This window comes from Maribacter sp. 4U21, from assembly GCF_002742365.1.
GTDB lineage: Bacteria > Bacteroidota > Bacteroidia > Flavobacteriales > Flavobacteriaceae > Maribacter.
Genome location: NZ_MDGN01000015.1, coordinates 38,608 through 56,264, shown reverse-complemented (window position 1 = coordinate 56,264; position 17,657 = coordinate 38,608). Strand labels below are relative to the sequence as shown.

Below are 17,657 nucleotides of genomic sequence, written 5' to 3'. Positions count from 1 at the left end.
TGTTAATTGTTAATATCGGTAGTTCTTACCATAAGTTTTTGTCCAACGGAAAGATTGGCGTTTTTAAGATTGTTCATCTGCATCAACTGATCTACAGAAACGTAGTATTTACGCGAAAGTGCGTACAGGGTGTCTCCCTTTTTTACAACATGTACGGCATCGGTTTCCGTGGCGACTACTATTTTATTGCCGTACCCCGCTTTTGAAATTTCGGTATCGTACTTGTATAATTGATGTTTTTCTATGAGATAAATTAATTTCTGTGGATACCTTTTATCCGTCGCATATCCCGCTTTGCGAAGTCCATACGCCCATTTTTTATAGTCCGTATTTCGATAATTGAACAAAAAAGCATAGCGACTTCTGGTCGTCAGGAAAATACTATGGTCTCGAAAAGAGAACATAGGGTGATTGTATTTTCTAAAACATTCTCCTTTTTCATCATCATCATGAAAATCATAATCACCTTGCCATCCCTTGTGACATTTAATGCCAAAATGATTATTGGTCTTCATGGCCAACTCACCCTTACCATAGCCACTTTCCAAAAGTCCCTGTGCCAGTGTAATACTTGCAGGTATCCCGTAGGCCTTCATTTCTAACTGTGCGATCTCTGAAAAGGTATCAATATATTCCGGAATGGATGCTATGCTGAAGGCAGTAAACTTTCCGGAATCATTGGGTAAGGAAGTGTCCGTATTGGAAGAAGTTGCCCGGGTCTTCGTTTTTTTTCTTTTACGTTCAGAAAGTACATTCTTCGTACGTAGATTATCGGAGTAGGCCTTCTTCGATTTACAACCCACCACAAGGATGCTCAGCATCAAAAGCGTTACTATATTCTTGTTCATATATGTAGCAAAGGTAATTTTTTCTTTTTCAGCCTAAGGTTCATTCCCGCAATACCCTGAAGCCCTCCTGTATGAATGGCCAATATCTTGGTTCCTTTTGCAAAATTATCATTCTTAATCATATCCAACAACCCATAGAGCATTTTTCCCGTATAGACGGGGTCTAAAGGTATACCTGTTGTTCGTTTGAATTTATTGATAAAATGTACCAGTTCGCCAGTAACCTTACCGTATCCGTTAAAATGATAATCGGATATCAGTTTCCAGTGCTTTTCGGTAGTCATTTTGGTAATCTCCCCTTCTAAGAATTCCCCTTTCAACGCTGCAAACCCAATAACTTGTTGATGCGGTCGTGACGAATTTATCAGGCCGGCCATGGTACCACCTGTCCCCACGCAAGTACAGACCATATCAAAATCTTCGTCGGCCTGGGTCAAAATCTCCTCACAGCCTTTTATCGCCAAAGAGTTAGTGCCTCCCTCGGGAACTAGGTAAAAAGGGCCATACTCCTCTTCAAGTGTAAGGAGAAAGTCCGAATCGGTTTTGTTCCTATAAGCTGCCCTAGAAATAAATTTAAAGACCATACCGTTCTGGTGCGCCATGGCCAATGTTGGGTTATCTTGCCATTTATCCATTAATTCCTCTCCTCGGATGATCCCTACTGTCGCCAGACCCTTTTCCATTCCGGCATAGGACAAAGCGACAATATGATTAGAATACGCCCCTCCAAAGGTGATTAAAGTCCGTAGGTGTAGATTTTGAGCCTCTTGGAGATTATATTTTAATTTTCGGTATTTATTTCCAGAAATCAATGGATGCAGCAAATCCTCTCGCTTCAGAGCCAGTGTAATTTCTTTTTCTTTTAAAACTGGAAGGCCTAGGTAACTATTTTTGGACTGCAATTGAACTTACTTTCAGCGACAAAGATATTTAATAAAGCTAAACGGTTTGCGTTGCGTTAAATAGTTCAATTGATTTTCATTCGCATAGGCCTCTCTTTCAAAACTTATATTCTGATAGGCACGATATGTATCCAAGTACAGTAAAGAACGTAAAAGCCATTCCGTCATATATAAAATATAGAAAGGAAGTAACAGTAATTCTTGCTGTTGCCTTAAATGTATTTTCTCATGATTTATAAGAACAGCATCCTCTTTTAAGGAATTACTTTTCAAGAATATAAATGGCCAGAGGGAAAGGCCCACATAGTTTTTATAAAAAAAATGTTTAAAAACTAAAATCATTACTGCATTAAGAATTGATGCTAAACAAAGATAATTCTTACAAGGGAGTCTACGTTAACTTAATTGTTTTCTTGCCAACAAAACCGGTAAAGGGTAAAATAGTTTGATATCCATAATAAAACTAGTGTTTTCCAAGGGTTGTAAAAATGGTTATCAACAGAAATTCTTTAACTTTACCTGTACTACAATGCAAGGGCTCGAATGAAAAAAATAATTCCTATTGAAGAAGGGGACTTTTACTGGTCCGATGAAGGTTACCGGGTTTTTACAAAGCAGTTTCATTTAAAAAGAGGCTACTGTTGTGAAAGTGGCTGCAGGCATTGTCCTTACGGGTACGACCCAAAAACTAATACCCAATAGCGAACAAGCTATGTTCGGCATGATTTTTGAAGCTTAAGTAAACAAGAAAAAGTCCGTAAACTTAAAAATATTGTTATGAATAAATTAAAATTACTAGCGCTACCAATCCTAGCCCTGCTATTCTTAAGCTCCTGTTCTTCAGTTCGTGTGTTATCCGATTATGACCAGAAAGCTGATTTTAACGGCTATAAATCATATGCCTTTTATAAAACGGGTATAGATAAGGCACAAATATCCGACTTGGATAAAAAAAGGATTCTTAGAGCTATAGAAACGGAAATGGCTTCTAGAGGATTCGTAAAATCTGAAAATCCGGATATACTCGTGAGTATTTTTACCAAAGAACAAGAAAGAGTTGATGTCTACAATAACAACTTCGGCTGGGGAGGCTGGGGAGGTTTCGGCGGATGGGGCTGGGGCTGGGGAGGTCTCGGATGGGGACCTGGACTCGGCTGGGGCTGGGGAGGTGGCAACCTTGTAAGTACTTCAACCGAAGGATCGCTTTACATAGACCTTATCGATACCAAGAGTAAGGAACTGGTATGGCAAGGAAAGGGAGAAGGAACACTCGCCAACACCAAGAACATTCAAAAGAAAGAACAACGTATTCAACAATTTGTAGCACAGATTTTGGAACAATATCCACCTGATGCACTAGTATCGAAATAAGAGAAACATACTTTTCAAAAAGCCTGCACGGTACATTGTACTATGCAGGCTTTTTATATATCTACAACAAAGGAAAATATTGCTGATTTTTAGCCTCATTGAGTACAAAGGCACTTTTTACCGCACCTATGTTCGGTAAGGTTGCAATCTTTGATTTCGCAAAATCATAATAGGCATCCAAATTTTTTACGGTTACCTTCAACAAAAAATCGAACTCCCCTCCTACCACATAACACTCGGAGACTTCGTTGAATTGCTTTACTTTTTCCAGAAAATCGTCCATTAAACTGCCTTTTTGAGCTTCGAGGGACACAAAACTGAACACGGTTATACTTTGTTCAATTTTATCCGTATCCAAAACAGCTACATAATTCTTAATATAACCTTCCTTTTCTAACCTTTTGATACGTTCATAAACGGGTGTTTTGGTGAGACCCAACTGCTCTGCTATGGACTTTGCGACCGTCTTTGCATCCTTTTCCAGGATTTTTAAAATTCCACGGTCAATAGCATCCAATTTCTCTAACATACAAGTTCCTTTTAATTCGTTCAAAAACCTTCAAATTCTATACTATTTCCTTTTTATAACTACTATTAAAGGAAATATCCCTAAAAAATTATAATCTATATACAATAATAACCAAAATAAATATCTTTATTAGAAAACTGTTTTTATGTATCATCTTGCGCAGGCCAACATAGCTCGTTTCAGAGCTCCTTTAAGTCATCCAACGATGAAGGAGTTTGTAGACTTCTTGGAGCCGGTGAATAAATTTGCGGAGGAAAGCAAAGGCTTTGTTTGGCGTTTAAAAGACGAGGAAGGGCGCTCTGCCTCGTATCTAGAGTCACCCTTTCAAGATGAAATGATGGCCATAAACATAAGTGTCTGGGAAGATATGGAATCTTTTAAAGGCTTCGTTTACGGCTCTGTGCACAGTTATTTTTTAAAGCATAAAAAGAAATGGTTTGACCTTTCCAAACCATCACAATTTATATTATGGTGGATAAAAGCCGGTGATACACCAACGTTAACCGCTACCAAAGAAAAATTAGAACTTCACCAATCACAGGGAGATTCTCCCGAGGTATTTTCAATGCGCTCCTTGTACGATGCGGAGGGAAACCCTATTAAAACCCACTACCGATGACCTACGAAAGCAATCCTATTCTAGACAAGCTTCCCAAACATCTGAAGCAGTATATAAAGCCTCAAAATTACGAGGAGTACACTGCTATAAACCAAGCGGTATGGCGTTATGTTATGCGCAAGAACGTAGATTACCTTAGTCAGGTAGCGCATGGTTCTTATCTAGATGGTTTGCGAAAAACCGGTATCGCCGTTGACCATATCCCAAATATGTATGGCATGAACCGTATACTAAAAGATTTAGGATGGGCGGCCGTTGCCGTGGACGGATTTATTCCTCCAGCGGCATTTATGGAATTCCAAGCTTATAACGTTTTGGTCATTGCATCGGATATTCGCCAGTTGGCGCATATTGAATACACGCCCGCACCCGATATTATTCATGAAGGTGCCGGCCATGCTCCCATTATCGCCAATCCCGAGTATGCTGAATATCTAAGACGTTTTGGTGAAATTGGCTGTAAAGCGGTCTCTAGCGCAAAGGATTTTGAACTCTACGAAGCAGTGCGTCATTTATCCATTATAAAGGAAGCTCAGGGCACAACGCCGTCAGAAATACAAAAAGCCGAAAAACATATCGAAGAATTACAGGAGCATATGGGAGTGCCCAGCGAAATGGCCCTCATACGAAACCTACATTGGTGGACCGTGGAATACGGCTTGATAGGTACCGTTGAAAATCCTAAAATTTACGGGGCGGGACTTTTATCCTCAATAGGGGAAAGTGCTTGGTGCATGACGGATGAAGTAAAAAAAATACCCTATTCCATTGAAGCTGCCCATACCCCTTTTGATATTACCAAACCGCAACCTCAACTATTCGTAACTCCGGATTTCGCTTTTCTAAGCCAGGTGCTTGAAGATTTCGCGAATACTATGGCCTTGCGCACGGGGGGACTTAGCGGAATTAAAAAACTTATCGACTCAAAAGAATTAGGTACTATCGAACTGAGTACGGGGCTCCAGGTTTCTGGAAATTTCGATAATGTCATCGCCCATAACGGAGCACCCATCTATTTTCAGACGAAAGGAAAATCGGCCTTGGCCTTCAGAGAAAAAGAACTAGTAGGCCAGGATACCAATCAACACGTGACAGGTTTTGGTTCCCCCATAGGCAGGTTAAAGGGTATCAATATTCCTATAGAAGAAATGAGTCCAAGGGATTTAAAGGCTTATAAAATCTATGAAGGCGAGCACGTTTCCCTAGATTTTGTAGGCGGTATCAACGTAAGCGGAAAGATTATTACCGGTACTAGAAACCTACAGGGACAAATAATTCTAATCACTTTCGAAAACTGTACCGTGCGCCACCACGGCAAAGTATTATTTAAATCTGACGAAGAACTATATAACATGGCCATTGGGGAGCGTATAGTATCGGCCTTTAACGGGCCTGCCGACCTGAAGAGTTTTGACCTTCTGGACCACGAACTCAGTAAAACCTTTTCAGATAAAAAGAGCGACAATGAAAGTGAATTGGAAGGATATTACCAACAAATCAGGGATTTTAGGGAAGGTAAAAACACTACTATTTCCAGAAATAAGGTGTTTAAAGAAGTACAACAAAACTTTCCTAAGGACTGGCTATTATCTGTAGAACTTTACGAACTGGCGATTACCAACGGAGATACCGGTTTTGCCACGGAGATAAAGCATCACCTAGAAAAAGTGAAACAGGATAACCCTAGCTTGGGACACCTCATCGATGATGGCTTAAATCTTGTAGAACCCGTAAAAACCACTTAAACCACCCTGCTCTTTATATATTTTATTTGACCGTTTTGGATAGAACGGTGCTATATAAAAAATAATTTTTGGAACCTAATTCCTAAATAATTGCGCTTAGTCCTCTAAAAGGATTGGATTAAAGTTTTTCTCAATTTCTTTATCCTGATAGGTCAGAGTCCAACCCAAGCTATTGGTCAAGACATAAAATTGTTGAAGCTCGCTCAACAACCTGTTCCGGGCATTCGTTCTCAACGTAGATGCCGCTACTTTTTTCATCAAGGATGCTTTTACGTTATTCTTAATAGTATTGTAGTCATCGGCTTCAAAGGGGTTGAGATAGTCCGCAGTGACATCATAATACTCAAAATCCGGGTTTAAGCTAATTTCAGGTTCGGGAATTTGGTCAATATTAAGCGTGCGCTTATCCGCATCCAACGTAAACTCAATTTTTGATAAATCATAGGCGATGGTCACCGCGGCGTTAACGACCACCAATGCTTTTTTATCCGCAGTCAAGAAGGGTCCAAAGAGTTCTTTGGAATCCTTGTAATTATAGACTTCCGCAAAATGACCTTCCGTAACAATAAGCTTGGAAACGTTAGCTATTTGTTCTTGAATGAGCATGGAATTTTCCTTAAGGATTGCTTCAGATTCCTTTTCCTTGGCACAGGAACGAAATACCAAAACTATGGCCAGTGTAACTACTGCTCCTATTAAAATTCTTTTCATATAATTCGCTTTAAACAAATAGTTTGCCCATAAAGGCGGTAACGCTAACCCCCTATTAGAAAGTCATAGCAGGATGTTCTTTTTTAATATACGAGATTTTCTCCTTGAGCGACTCTAGAAATTTTTGATGTTGTTCCGAATTTGGATTAAAAGGTCTATGTTCCAATCCTCTTTGTATTTCTTCCACCAGTTTCATGGTAACCTGTGCATCATCTGAGACCCACACCTCGGAAAATTTTTCCCAGATATAATCAATAGCTAAGGTATTTGGATGAATCATATCCGCTTTATAAAAACGATAATCCCGCAGCTCGTCCATCATCAATTCATAGCTTTCAAAATAGGCTACCCTGCTTTTTTCTTCGTCAGCATAAGCGTTTACGATGTCGTGCACTGCAGCAATCAGATGCGCCTTACTTCGTTGATTTTCTACAAAACCGTCTTTTAGATGACGTACTGGGGAAATAGTGAAAACGAGTTGTGCGTTTTTGTTAACGGTTCTAATTTGTTGTATTGCCCGTTGCAGACTAGCCGTGATTTCATCAACGGTCAGCAACTGTTTTTTAAATTCTTTTTGGGGTATTTTGTGACAATTGGCCACCGTTACACCTGTTTCCCTTTTTTGATAGGTCCACCCCGTACCCAGCGTGATGATGATATGGCTTGCCTTAGACAAAAGTTGTTCTGTCTTCCGTAACTGCCCGTTTAGGCCTTCCAAAACTTTTTCGTTAGAAACATTGCTCGTATTGGAGTGGGCATCAAAACAATGCCAACGCTCATTATGATAAAAAAGGTCTTCCGGCGTATACCCTCGCTTTTGAATGGCCCTTGTAATCAAATTTTCTATAGCCAGTGGATGAAAAAAGATGCCAAAGGGGTTTTGTAGTGTCCGGAATTTAAAGTAATCCAACTTTGCCCCAATATGTTCCGAGAAACAAGACCCTAAGAGCATTAACTCACTAGCGTAGTCTATTTGCTTGTCGGCTTTCCGAAAAGAAATCTGGGTTTGGAGGTTCATGTTATCTAGTATATCGCGTTTTGCTTTACGTAATGCTTAAGATTCCCCCTTTGGGGATTACGGGGCTAAATATCCTTTTGCCTTTTCCAAGGCCTCGGCTATACCGTTCGGGTTTTTACCCCCTGCCGTTGCAAAGAAAGGCTGACCACCGCCTCCGCCCTGAATAAATTTCCCTAGCTCGCGGACTATGATACCGGCATTCAAATTTTTGGATGCAACCACTTCCTTTGAAATATAACAGGACAACAAGGCTTTACCGTTCTGTTCCGTACCAAAAAGCAAGAACAGATCATCTTGATTCTGCCCCATTTCAAAGGAAAGGTCCTTAATTCCTGCGCCATCTAAATCTATTTTCTTGGCCAAGAACCGAACCCCATTTACTTTCTCTAATTCCTGCGCCAATGCTCCTTTTAAGTTCTTGGCTTTTTCTTTGAGCAATTGTGCTACCTGCTTCCTCAAATCCGCATTTTCTTCCTGCAGACTGGTTACCGCTTTTACAGGGTCTTGAGCATTGCCCAACGCATCCTTTATCTCATAAAGCGATCGGTTATTTTCAAAATAAAAATCCTTTACCGCGTCACTGGTTATCGCTTCAATTCTTCTGATACCTGCCGCAACGGCACTTTCCGATTTTATCTTGAAATGCCATATTTCACTGGTGTTCTTTACATGGGTTCCACCGCATAACTCTACGGACTGCCCAAATTTTATGGTCCTGACCGTATCTCCATATTTTTCTCCGAACAAGGCCATAGCTCCGGATTCCAAAGCTTCTTTCATAGGAATGTTGCGCTGCTCTTGCAAGGGCAATTGCCCCTCGATACGGGCATTTACAAAATCCTCTACTTGGCGTAATTCTTCTACGCTAAGTTTGGAAAAATGTGAAAAATCGAAACGTAGGTATTTAGAGTGTACCGCAGAACCTTTTTGTTCTACATGGGTTCCTAAAATTTCTCGCAAAGCCTGATGCAGTAGATGCGTGGCCGTATGGTTCGCTTCTGTTCTTTGACGTTGCTTTATATCTACCACGGCCTTAAAACTACCATCCAATTTTTTCGGAAGGTTTTTGGTAAAATGTACTATTTCGTTATTTTCTTTTTTCGTATCAATGATATAGACCACATCACCATCAGCTGGCTCCAAGTAGCCCTTGTCCCCCACTTGTCCGCCACCTTCTGCATAGAAAGGGGTCAAATTAAAGACCAGTTGATACTGAACCCCTTCTTTCTTAGATGTAATCTTGCGATACTTCACAATTTTCACATCCGCCTCTAACAGGTCATAGCCAACAAATTCCTGTTCCGTATCAATCACCAATACCTCCCAATCTTGTTTGGAAATTTCTGATGCCGATTTAGAACGGCTCTTTTGCTTTTGCATGGCCGCATCAAATCCAGCTTCATCCAATTCGTAACCCTTTTCATTGAGGATCAAGGCCGTTAAATCTATAGGAAATCCAAAAGTATCGTACAGCTCAAATGCTTTGGCTCCGTCCACTTTTTTATCTTCTGAATTGGCGATAATGGAATCCAAGAGTACTAATCCTTGGTCCAGCGTTTTCAAAAAGGAATGTTCTTCTTCTTTGATAACATTCTGTATCAACTGCTTTTGCTCCTTAAGCTCGGGAAACGCATCTCCCATGCTTTGGGTAAGCACATTGACCAAGCGGTACATAAAGGGTTCTTTGGTTCCCAGAAAGGTAAAACCATACCGCACTGCACGCCTTAGAATACGACGAATAACATAACCAGCGCCCGTATTGCTCGGCAATTGGCCATCTGCAATAGAAAATGCCACCGCCCTAATATGGTCCGCAATAACCCTAATGGCGATATCTATTTCTTCACCCTTACCGTAATCGGCATCCGTAATGGTCTCTATCTCTCTAATCAACGGCGTAAAAACATCGGTATCGTAGTTAGATTTTACGTTCTGAAGCACCATACACAGACGTTCAAAACCCATTCCGGTATCTACGTGTTTGGCAGGCAGGTTTTCTAAGGTACCGTCCGCCTTACGATTGTACTGCATAAAGACCAAGTTCCATATTTCTACCACCAAGGGATGATCGGCGTTGACCAAACTTGCTCCGGGAACTTTAGCCTTTTCCTCTTTAGAACGTATATCTACATGAATTTCAGAACAAGGACCGCAAGGACCTTGATCGCCCATCTCCCAGAAATTATCCTTCTTGTTGCCCATGATGATACGTTCCTCGGGAACGATTGCTTTCCATAAACCAAAAGCCTCGTTATCCTTCTCCAAATTATCTGCGTCATCACTACCTTCAAAAACAGAAACGTATAAACTGTCCTTGTCAATTTTCAGCACGTCGGTCAGCAATTCCCAAGCCCAGTTAATGGCTTCTTCCTTAAAATAATCGCCAAAACTCCAGTTACCCAACATCTCGAACATGGTGTGGTGGTAGGTGTCCTTGCCAACCTCTTCCAAATCGTTATGCTTGCCACTTACCCTAAGGCACTTTTGCGTATCTGCCACGCGTGCATTTTTTGGTATGGAAATCCCTAAAAAATACTCCTTGAACTGATTCATTCCGGCATTCGTAAAAAGCAGGGTTGGGTCATCCTTTATGACCATTGGAGCAGAAGCCACGATCTTGTGCTTTTTGCTTTCAAAAAAGTTTAAAAATTGCTTTCGTATATCCTTGGAATTCATCTAAAATGCTAAGCTTTTACAAATTTTAACTGTTTATTGAAAACAATTTTTATATTTGTTTGTTATGTTAAAACGAAAGAACAAAAATAGAATAAAATCTATTCATGTCTAAAGTAAAATACTATTACGACCCGGATACACTTTCTTACCGGAAAATTGAACCTGAAAAATCCAAGCGATACCGGAACATCGCCTTTTTCTTTTTGGGATCCCTACTTTTCGGTTTTCTAGGTCTGCTATTACTTTTGAACACTAATCTAATCAATACGCCCAGAGAACTTTCATTACAACGGGAAGTAAAAAATTACGAACTTCAGTTTGACCTGTTGGATAGAAAAATGGGCCAAATCGAAGAAGTCCTTGCCAACATTGAGGACCGTGACAACAATATCTATCGGCTATATTTTGAAGCCAACCCAATTCCAGAGGAGCAACGTAAAGCCGGATTCGGTGGTATAAACAGGTATAAGTCCTTAGAAGGTTTCAATAACTCCGAGATGATTATCTCCACCACCAAGCGCTTGGATATTATAAAAAAACAGATGGCCATACAATCCAAATCCTTGGATGAAATCACCAAACTGGCCGAAGAAAAAGAAAAACTTTTGGTTTCCATTCCTGCAATACAACCCATCAACAACGAAGACCTTACGCGCATGGCATCAGGTTACGGGTGGCGTTCGGACCCTTTTACCAAGGCGAGAAAAATGCATTATGGCATGGATTTTACCGCACCTAAGGGTACTCCCATTTACGCTTCTGGAGATGGTAAAGTGACTAGGGCGGACAATAATTCCTCTGGTTACGGAAAACATATTAGAATAGACCATGGCTACGGATATTTAAGCCTATACGCCCACTTGAGCAAGTACAACGTAAAAAAAGGACAGAAAGTAAAACGAGGCGACCTTATCGGTTTTGTAGGTAGTACGGGAAGGTCTGAAGCCCCGCACTTGCACTATGAAGTGTGGAAGGAAAAAGACCGCATTAACCCTATCAATTTCTACTACGGAAGTTTATCTCCCGAAGAATTTGAAAATATGCTGAAATACGCAAACCAAGAAAATCAATCCCTGGATTAATGCAAATAGACCTGCCAGAAAGACGTTATTATGGAATTGGAGAGGTAGCACGTGCCTTTGGGGTAAATACTTCTTTAATTCGTTTCTGGGAAAAGGAATTCGATGTATTACAACCGAAAAAGAACGCTAAGGGAAACCGAAAATTCACTCCGCAGGATATTAAAAACCTGCAGCTCATCTATCATCTTGTCAAAGAGCGTGGTTTTACGCTTGAAGGGGCAAAAACACACTTAAGGGAGGAAAAACAAAAGACCTTATCCAATTTTGATATCATTCAAAAGCTGGAACGTGTTAAAACGGAACTCATCAAAATCAAGAATCAACTATAAACACTAATAATTCTCCTGACAGGGAGAATAATTTAAAACTACACTAATCATGAAAAAAGGAATAATCGCACTTGTGTTACTAGCGGTCCTAGCATTTGGCCTATACCAATGGGGAGTAGGATTTAACAATACCGCCATCGCTCTAAAAGAAACATCGACCAAGACTTGGGCAAACGTAGAAAGCGCATACCAAAGAAGAAACGACCTCATCGGTAATTTAGTGAAAACGGTACAGGGTGCTGCCGATTTTGAGCGCGGAACACTAACCGATGTTATTGAAGCCCGTTCCAAAGCTACAGCAGTGAGTATAGACCCAACGAACATTACGCCAGAACAACTAGCGCAATTCAACCAAGCGCAAAGTGGTCTAAGCGGAGCGTTGAGCAGGCTTTTAGTTACTGTTGAGCGATATCCCGATTTAAAGGCCAATCAAAACTTTCTAGAACTACAATCTCAACTAGAAGGCACTGAAAATAGAATTAATGTGGCACGAGACCGTTTTAACGCCACGGTGGAACCTTATAATTTGCACATCAAAAAATTCCCGAATTCCATTCTTGCAGGGCTGTTCAACTTTGACGAATTGGCCTACTTCAAATCTGAAGCAGGTTCCGAACAAGCGCCCGATGTAAATTTTGAATTTGAATAAACCCGGTATATGTCCAGAGTAGAAGATTTTTTGACGGCAGAAGAAGAACAAGAAATTGTTGAAGCTATCCTGCAAGCAGAAAAAAATACCTCGGGCGAAATAAGGGTTCATATTGAGGCGCATACACGAACAGACCATTACGAAAGAGCAAAAGAGCTGTTTCATTTACTTAAAATGGACAATACCAAAGAGGAAAACGGAGTTCTTATCTATGTTGCGGTAAATGACAGGAAGTTCGCCATCTGCGGTGATAAAGGTATAGATAGGGTAGTTCCGAAGGATTTTTGGAAAAGCACAAAGAATACCATAGAGAAACATTTTAAAGAAGGTGCATACAAAACCGGAATCGTTGCGGGGATACTTAAAGCGGGAACCGAGTTGGAACATCATTTTCCTTGGAAGCATGATGACACAAATGAACTAAGCAATGAGATATCCAAAGGATAGGCCCCTATTGACCTTCCCAATGGGTAGGAGAATATTGAAAAACTTCAATCGTCTCATCCTTATGGAGCCAAGAAGAATTTTATCTGTTTTTTTTATTTTCCTTTTTGCTCATTCAAGTTGGGGACAGTTTCAAATTCCTGAAAAACCGCAAAAAGAAACCAGTGTCTATGATTACATTCAGCTGCTGCCTGTATCTCAAAAAACGAGTCTGGAACAAAAACTCATTCGTTACTCGGATAGTACTTCTACCCAAATTGTAGTAGTAATTATTGCAAGTACTGAGGGAGAAAACATCACCTATCTTGGAGCCCAATGGGGACAAAAATGGGGTATTGGCCAAGCCGGAAAAGACAATGGTGTCCTTGTACTGTTAGCTAGGGATGACCGAAAAATAGCCATTAATACAGGTTACGGCGTAGAAGCTACCTTGACCGATGCCATGTCGCGCAGGATTATCGAGGGTATTATTATTCCAGAATTTAAGACGGGCGATTATTATGGCGGACTCAACAGAGGTGCCGATGCTATTTTCCAAGTACTTATGGGAGAGTTTAAGGAAGAACGTTCTTTTGAGACCAATGATGGTTTATCAATAAGGGCGCTTTTACCCTTCATTATATTCTTCATCATTTTAATTATCCTTTCCAAACGCAACAAGGGTAACGGGCGTGGAAACGGTGGTAGAAGAAAAAGAGGCTTGGACCTTTGGGACGTCATCATACTTAGCAACATGGGCCGCAGTGGAGGCTCTGGTGGTTTTGGTGGTGGCGGAAGCTTTGGAGGCGGTGGAGGTTTTGGTGGTGGATTTGGCGGTGGCGGCTTTGGAGGCGGTGGTGCCTCTGGAGGGTGGTGATTCCTTCACGTAAATACAAGTTCAATCTTAAAAATCAAATCCAAACTAGGCATTAAGTTCAAAATAATTTATCACTTACTTAGAGCAATACAAAAATGCTGAACAAATTACTTTTTCCTCATAAAAATACTGATAGGAACGCCTGAGAAATCAAACTCTTCCCGCAGCTTATTCTCTAGATAGCGTTTATAAGGTTCTTTAACGTACTGGGGAAGATTGCAGAAAAAAGCAAACTGCGGGTAGGGTGTTGGCAACTGCGTACAAAACTTAATCTTTACATGTTTACCCTTGTATGCCGGGGGTGGATAATGTTCAATTAATGGCAACATTACTTCATTGAACTTACGTGTAATGATCTTTTTACTGCGGTTCTTGTAGACCTCTACCGCCGTTTCGATAGCCTTAAAAATACGCTGTTTCGTTAATACAGAAATAAAAAGTATCGGTACATCTGTAAACGGCTCTATGGCCTGCTTAATTCGCTGGGTATATTGTTTCATGGTATTGGTCTCTTTATCGGCTACCAAGTCCCATTTGTTCACCAGTATTACAATACCCTTATGATTACGTTGTGCCAACCAAAAGATATTGGCCACTTGCCCGTCAAAACCTCTGGTAGCATCCAACAATAACAAACATACATCGCAATGCTCTATTGCCCGTACCGAACGCATCACGGAGTAAAACTCCAAATCTTCCTTTACTTTTGACTTTCTCCGTATCCCGGCTGTATCGACTAGATTAAATTCAAAACCAAATCGGTTATACTTGGTATCGATACTATCTCTTGTGGTTCCTGCGATGTCCGTTACAATATATCTATCCTCCCCTATCAAGGCGTTGATAAAGGATGACTTACCTGCATTTGGCCGTCCGACCACCGCAAATCTTGGTAGCTCGCTTTCCTCTTCTTGAACATCCGGAAGCTTTTCTACCAGAGCGTCCAACAATTCTCCCGTACCACTTCCGTTGATACTGGAAAGCGTGTAATAGTCACCCAATCCCAATGCATAGAATTCAACCGCATCTTCTTGACGCATGGCATTATCGACCTTATTTATAGCGAGAAAGACGGGCTTATTTACCCTTCGTAATAATTTGGCAACATCCTCATCCATTCCCGTGACACCACTTTCCACATCGACCATGAAAATAATGGCATCCGCTTCTTGTATCGCCAGTTCTACCTGCTTGTCTATTTCCTGCTCAAAAACGTCATCGCTACCTACAACATATCCACCCGTATCGATAATGGAAAACTCTTTCCCGTTCCAATCACTTTTACCATAATGACGGTCTCTAGTAACTCCGCTCACGGCGTCCACAATAGCCTCCCTACGCTGAATTAAGCGGTTAAAAAAAGTTGATTTACCAACATTTGGCCTTCCTACAATGGCTACGATAGCTCCCATACCTCTGAATTTGGCTGCAAAGGTAGTATAAACAAAAGAATAGGAGTTAGTTGATGGCGTATTATAAAACTAAAAATCAGCTATTATAACCGAACCTTTTTAACTGCCTACTATCATTTCGCCAGTTCTTGTTCACTTTTACGTATAATTCTATATGCACTTGCTTGTCAAAGAATTTTTCAAGGTCTTTCCTGGATTCGACACCAACTCGTTTTAAGGCGGAACCTTTATGCCCTATGATGATTCCTTTTTGGGTTTCGCGCTCGACCATAATAACAGAGCGAATTCGGATGATTTTTTCGTCTTCAAAAAACTCTTCCGTTTCTACCTCAACGGCATATGGAATTTCCTTCTTATAATACAGTAGAATTTTTTCCCGTATGGTTTCGTTTACAAAAAAGCGTTCCGGCTTATCGGTTAACTGGTCTTTGGGATAGTATGCAGGGGAATTTGGCAATAGCTCCAGAATGCGTTGAAATACGTTTTTTACGTTGAAATTTGATAATGCGGAAATTGGGTGTAACTCCACAGATGGTAATTGTTCTTGCCAGTACTGCACTTGTTCCTCCAATATTTCTTGGGTAGTCGTATCAACCTTATTCAGGAGTAATAAAACAGGAATTCTACTATTTTTTATTTTCTCGAAAAAAGCCTCATCCTTTAATGCTTTTTCGCCAATTTCAACCATGTAGATCAATACATCTGCATCTTCAAAGGCCGACTTTACAAAATTCATCATGGACGACTGCAAATCGTAGGCCGGTTTTATAATCCCAGGCGTATCGGATAAAATAACTTGAAAATCGTCTCCGTTAACAATCCCTAGAATACGGTGTCTTGTAGTTTGCGCTTTTGACGTAATTATGGACAACTTCTCACCAACAAATGCATTCATCAAAGTGGACTTCCCAACATTAGGATTTCCAATAATATTTACAAATCCTGCTTTATGCTCCTTCATTCCTTAGTTTTTGAAAATATATCTTAGCGGCGGCGTTAACCTTTGGAGCCAACAAAAGTACGGCAATCATATTGGGTATTACCATTAAGGCATACGATAAATCAATGAGATTTTTCACTAATTCTAAAGATGCTACCGCGGCGAACACGATCATAATTACAAAATACCAATTGTAATACCTACCAATTTTTGCATTCGTCAAAAAAGAAAGACATTTAACACCGTAGTAGGAGTACGTAAATAACGTGGACATGGCAAACGCTGCAACAATTACCATTAAAAGCACTCCTCCCCAACTTCCCAAAGAAGTATTGAACGCATTTAAGGTCATTACAATTCCGCTTCCGTCCTCTAGATAAGCCCCACTTAATATAATGACAACTGCGGTAAAAGTGCACACCAAAATAGTGTCAATGAAAGGTCCCAACATGGCAACCAAGCCTTCTCTAATAGGCTCATCGTTTTTAGACTGTCCGTGGTACATGGGCGCACTACCTAAACCCGCCTCGTTAGAGAACATTGCCCTACGAACACCAATGATGACCAAGCCCCAGAAACCTCCCGTTACCAAGGTCTCAAAATTCCATGCTTCGGTCACTATAAGATTCAGGGAGGGGATTACCTGTGAAGCATTCAAAACCATCACCAATACAACGGCAAGCAAATAAATAAATACCATAAAAGGTACAATTGCAGTGGCTACTTTTGCAATTTTAGAAAGCCCCCCGAAAATCACAAAGGAGGTGATTATGGCCAGTGTTACCCCAACGGATAATTTCCAGTTGAAATCGCTCATTTCAAAAAGCGTTTCCGAAGGTTGGATCACGCTCATAAACGTTTCCGTAAATTGATTGGCAGTGAATACCCCTAAAAATCCAAAGAGACCAGCAATACAAAAGAAAATGGCCAAAGGTTTATACTTTTTCCCCAGTCCTTGCGTAATGTAGAACATGGGGCCGCCCTGCAAATTTCCTTCAGAGTCCTTTCCCCTGAACATAATGGATAGACTACAAGAATAAAATTTAATACACATACCTATAAGGGCGGTCATCCAAATCCAAAATACCACACCCGGACCACCATCATGAATAGCAATCGCCACCCCAGAGATATTGCCTAAACCAACCGTAGCGGCTACGGCAGCAGAAAGTGCTTGAAGCGAGCTCACATCTCCCTCGGCATTATCATCGTCATACTTACCCCTTGCAATGGCTATTGCATGACCAAAAAAGCGATAGGGCAGTAATTTTGAACGGAATATTAAGAAAATACCTCCTCCGATAAGAAGAATAAACATAGGCCATTCCGTACCTGAGATGGCACTTACCAAAAAGTCGTTGAGTTGCTCCATGATTCCGAAGGTAGTTATTTCATTTAAAATTTTATTAGACACCCATGGATTCCATTTATTTTTAAATCAAATCTTCTATAAATTTGGAAATAAGCTTAAAAGCGTTGTATCTTTGTCGTCCACATCGTGGGATAGAGCAGTATCCTTCGACCAC

19 protein-coding genes are annotated in these 17,657 nt (G+C 40.7%); 9 read left to right on the top strand and 10 right to left on the bottom strand.

Annotation, left to right across the window (positions count from 1 at the left end; genetic code table 11):
* Window positions 1–2: 2 nt before the first annotated feature.
* Genes BFP77_RS02910 through BFP77_RS02900 form a run of 3 tightly spaced genes read right to left on the bottom strand, consistent with a single transcriptional unit; the run spans window position 3 to window position 2,092 of the window.
* A complete protein-coding gene (locus BFP77_RS02910) occupies window positions 3–848 on the bottom strand; it encodes a glucosaminidase domain-containing protein (protein WP_099572574.1) in 846 nt (281 codons plus the stop codon).
* Entirely contained in the window at window positions 845–1,750 is a 906-nt protein-coding gene (locus BFP77_RS02905; protein WP_099572573.1) for a 1-aminocyclopropane-1-carboxylate deaminase/D-cysteine desulfhydrase, read from the bottom strand. Before BFP77_RS02905 ends, BFP77_RS02910 begins: the two co-directional genes overlap by 4 nt.
* Window positions 1,751–1,762: 12 nt before the next feature.
* Window positions 1,763–2,092, bottom strand: a complete 330-nt coding sequence (locus BFP77_RS02900) for a hypothetical protein (RefSeq protein ID WP_099572572.1) — start codon at window positions 2,090–2,092, stop codon at window positions 1,763–1,765.
* Between the two features lie 201 nt (window positions 2,093–2,293).
* Here BFP77_RS02900 and BFP77_RS16905 point away from each other — a divergent pair, with 201 nt between their 5' ends.
* Both BFP77_RS16905 and BFP77_RS02895 read left to right on the top strand, forming a co-directional pair.
* A complete protein-coding gene (locus tag BFP77_RS16905; protein WP_180272293.1) occupies window positions 2,294–2,452 on the top strand; it encodes a DUF5522 domain-containing protein in 159 nt (52 codons plus the stop codon).
* Between the two features lie 75 nt (window positions 2,453–2,527).
* Window positions 2,528–3,121 (top strand): DUF4136 domain-containing protein, encoded by a 594-nt coding sequence (locus tag BFP77_RS02895; RefSeq protein ID WP_099572571.1) that lies wholly within the window; start codon window positions 2,528–2,530, stop codon window positions 3,119–3,121.
* Between the two features lie 61 nt (window positions 3,122–3,182).
* On the opposite strand, the gene BFP77_RS02890 is transcribed toward BFP77_RS02895, so the two are convergent.
* On the bottom strand, window positions 3,183–3,650 hold the full coding sequence (locus BFP77_RS02890) for an Lrp/AsnC family transcriptional regulator (RefSeq protein WP_099572570.1): 468 nt from the start codon (window positions 3,648–3,650) through the stop codon (window positions 3,183–3,185).
* A gap of 145 nt (window positions 3,651–3,795) precedes the next feature.
* Here BFP77_RS02890 and BFP77_RS02885 point away from each other — a divergent pair, with 145 nt between their 5' ends.
* Window positions 3,796–4,269 carry a DUF3291 domain-containing protein gene (locus BFP77_RS02885; protein ID WP_099572569.1) on the top strand — a complete coding sequence of 158 codons (474 nt, stop codon included), beginning with the start codon at window positions 3,796–3,798 and terminating at the stop codon, window positions 4,267–4,269.
* Window positions 4,266–6,014, top strand: a complete 1,749-nt coding sequence (locus BFP77_RS02880) for an aromatic amino acid hydroxylase (RefSeq protein ID WP_099572568.1) — start codon at window positions 4,266–4,268, stop codon at window positions 6,012–6,014. Before BFP77_RS02885 ends, BFP77_RS02880 begins: the two co-directional genes overlap by 4 nt.
* Before the next feature lie 96 nt (window positions 6,015–6,110).
* On the opposite strand, the gene BFP77_RS02875 is transcribed toward BFP77_RS02880, so the two are convergent.
* Genes BFP77_RS02875 through alaS form a run of 3 tightly spaced genes read right to left on the bottom strand, consistent with a single transcriptional unit; the run spans window position 6,111 to window position 10,419 of the window.
* A complete protein-coding gene (locus tag BFP77_RS02875; RefSeq protein WP_099572567.1) occupies window positions 6,111–6,725 on the bottom strand; it encodes a DUF4230 domain-containing protein in 615 nt (204 codons plus the stop codon).
* Between the two features lie 55 nt (window positions 6,726–6,780).
* Entirely contained in the window at window positions 6,781–7,743 is a 963-nt protein-coding gene (locus BFP77_RS02870; RefSeq protein ID WP_099572566.1) for a GSCFA domain-containing protein, read from the bottom strand.
* Window positions 7,744–7,800: 57 nt separating this feature from the next.
* Window positions 7,801–10,419 (bottom strand): alanine--tRNA ligase, encoded by a 2,619-nt coding sequence (gene alaS / locus BFP77_RS02865; protein ID WP_099572565.1) that lies wholly within the window; start codon window positions 10,417–10,419, stop codon window positions 7,801–7,803.
* A gap of 104 nt (window positions 10,420–10,523) precedes the next feature.
* Here alaS and BFP77_RS02860 point away from each other — a divergent pair, with 104 nt between their 5' ends.
* The 5 genes from BFP77_RS02860 (at window position 10,524) to BFP77_RS02840 (ending at window position 13,779) form a co-directional block, all read left to right on the top strand.
* The gene (locus tag BFP77_RS02860; RefSeq protein WP_099572564.1) at window positions 10,524–11,501 is read left to right on the top strand and encodes a M23 family metallopeptidase; all 978 of its coding nucleotides are present in this window, start codon (window positions 10,524–10,526) and stop codon (window positions 11,499–11,501) included.
* On the top strand, window positions 11,501–11,830 hold the full coding sequence (locus BFP77_RS02855) for a MerR family transcriptional regulator (RefSeq protein ID WP_099572563.1): 330 nt from the start codon (window positions 11,501–11,503) through the stop codon (window positions 11,828–11,830). The genes BFP77_RS02860 and BFP77_RS02855 overlap by 1 nt, the downstream gene beginning before the upstream one ends.
* A gap of 49 nt (window positions 11,831–11,879) precedes the next feature.
* Window positions 11,880–12,479: a LemA family protein gene (locus BFP77_RS02850; RefSeq protein WP_099572562.1), complete on the top strand. Its 600-nt coding sequence runs from the start codon at window positions 11,880–11,882 to the stop codon at window positions 12,477–12,479.
* Between the two features lie 9 nt (window positions 12,480–12,488).
* On the top strand, window positions 12,489–12,926 hold the full coding sequence (locus BFP77_RS02845) for a TPM domain-containing protein (RefSeq protein ID WP_099572561.1): 438 nt from the start codon (window positions 12,489–12,491) through the stop codon (window positions 12,924–12,926).
* Window positions 12,927–12,987: 61 nt separating this feature from the next.
* Window positions 12,988–13,779 carry a TPM domain-containing protein gene (locus tag BFP77_RS02840; RefSeq protein ID WP_099572599.1) on the top strand — a complete coding sequence of 264 codons (792 nt, stop codon included), beginning with the start codon at window positions 12,988–12,990 and terminating at the stop codon, window positions 13,777–13,779.
* Between the two features lie 107 nt (window positions 13,780–13,886).
* On the opposite strand, the gene der is transcribed toward BFP77_RS02840, so the two are convergent.
* The 3 genes from der to BFP77_RS02825 all read right to left on the bottom strand — a co-directional run bounded on the left by der (window position 13,887) and on the right by BFP77_RS02825 (window position 17,503).
* Window positions 13,887–15,191 (bottom strand): ribosome biogenesis GTPase Der, encoded by a 1,305-nt coding sequence (der, locus tag BFP77_RS02835; RefSeq protein WP_099572560.1) that lies wholly within the window; start codon window positions 15,189–15,191, stop codon window positions 13,887–13,889.
* Between the two features lie 76 nt (window positions 15,192–15,267).
* Window positions 15,268–16,152: a GTPase Era gene (gene era, locus BFP77_RS02830; RefSeq protein ID WP_099572559.1), complete on the bottom strand. Its 885-nt coding sequence runs from the start codon at window positions 16,150–16,152 to the stop codon at window positions 15,268–15,270.
* Window positions 16,139–17,503 carry an alanine/glycine:cation symporter family protein gene (locus BFP77_RS02825; protein WP_099572598.1) on the bottom strand — a complete coding sequence of 455 codons (1,365 nt, stop codon included), beginning with the start codon at window positions 17,501–17,503 and terminating at the stop codon, window positions 16,139–16,141. The genes era and BFP77_RS02825 overlap by 14 nt, the downstream gene beginning before the upstream one ends.
* Between the last annotated feature and the right edge of the window lie 154 nt (window positions 17,504–17,657).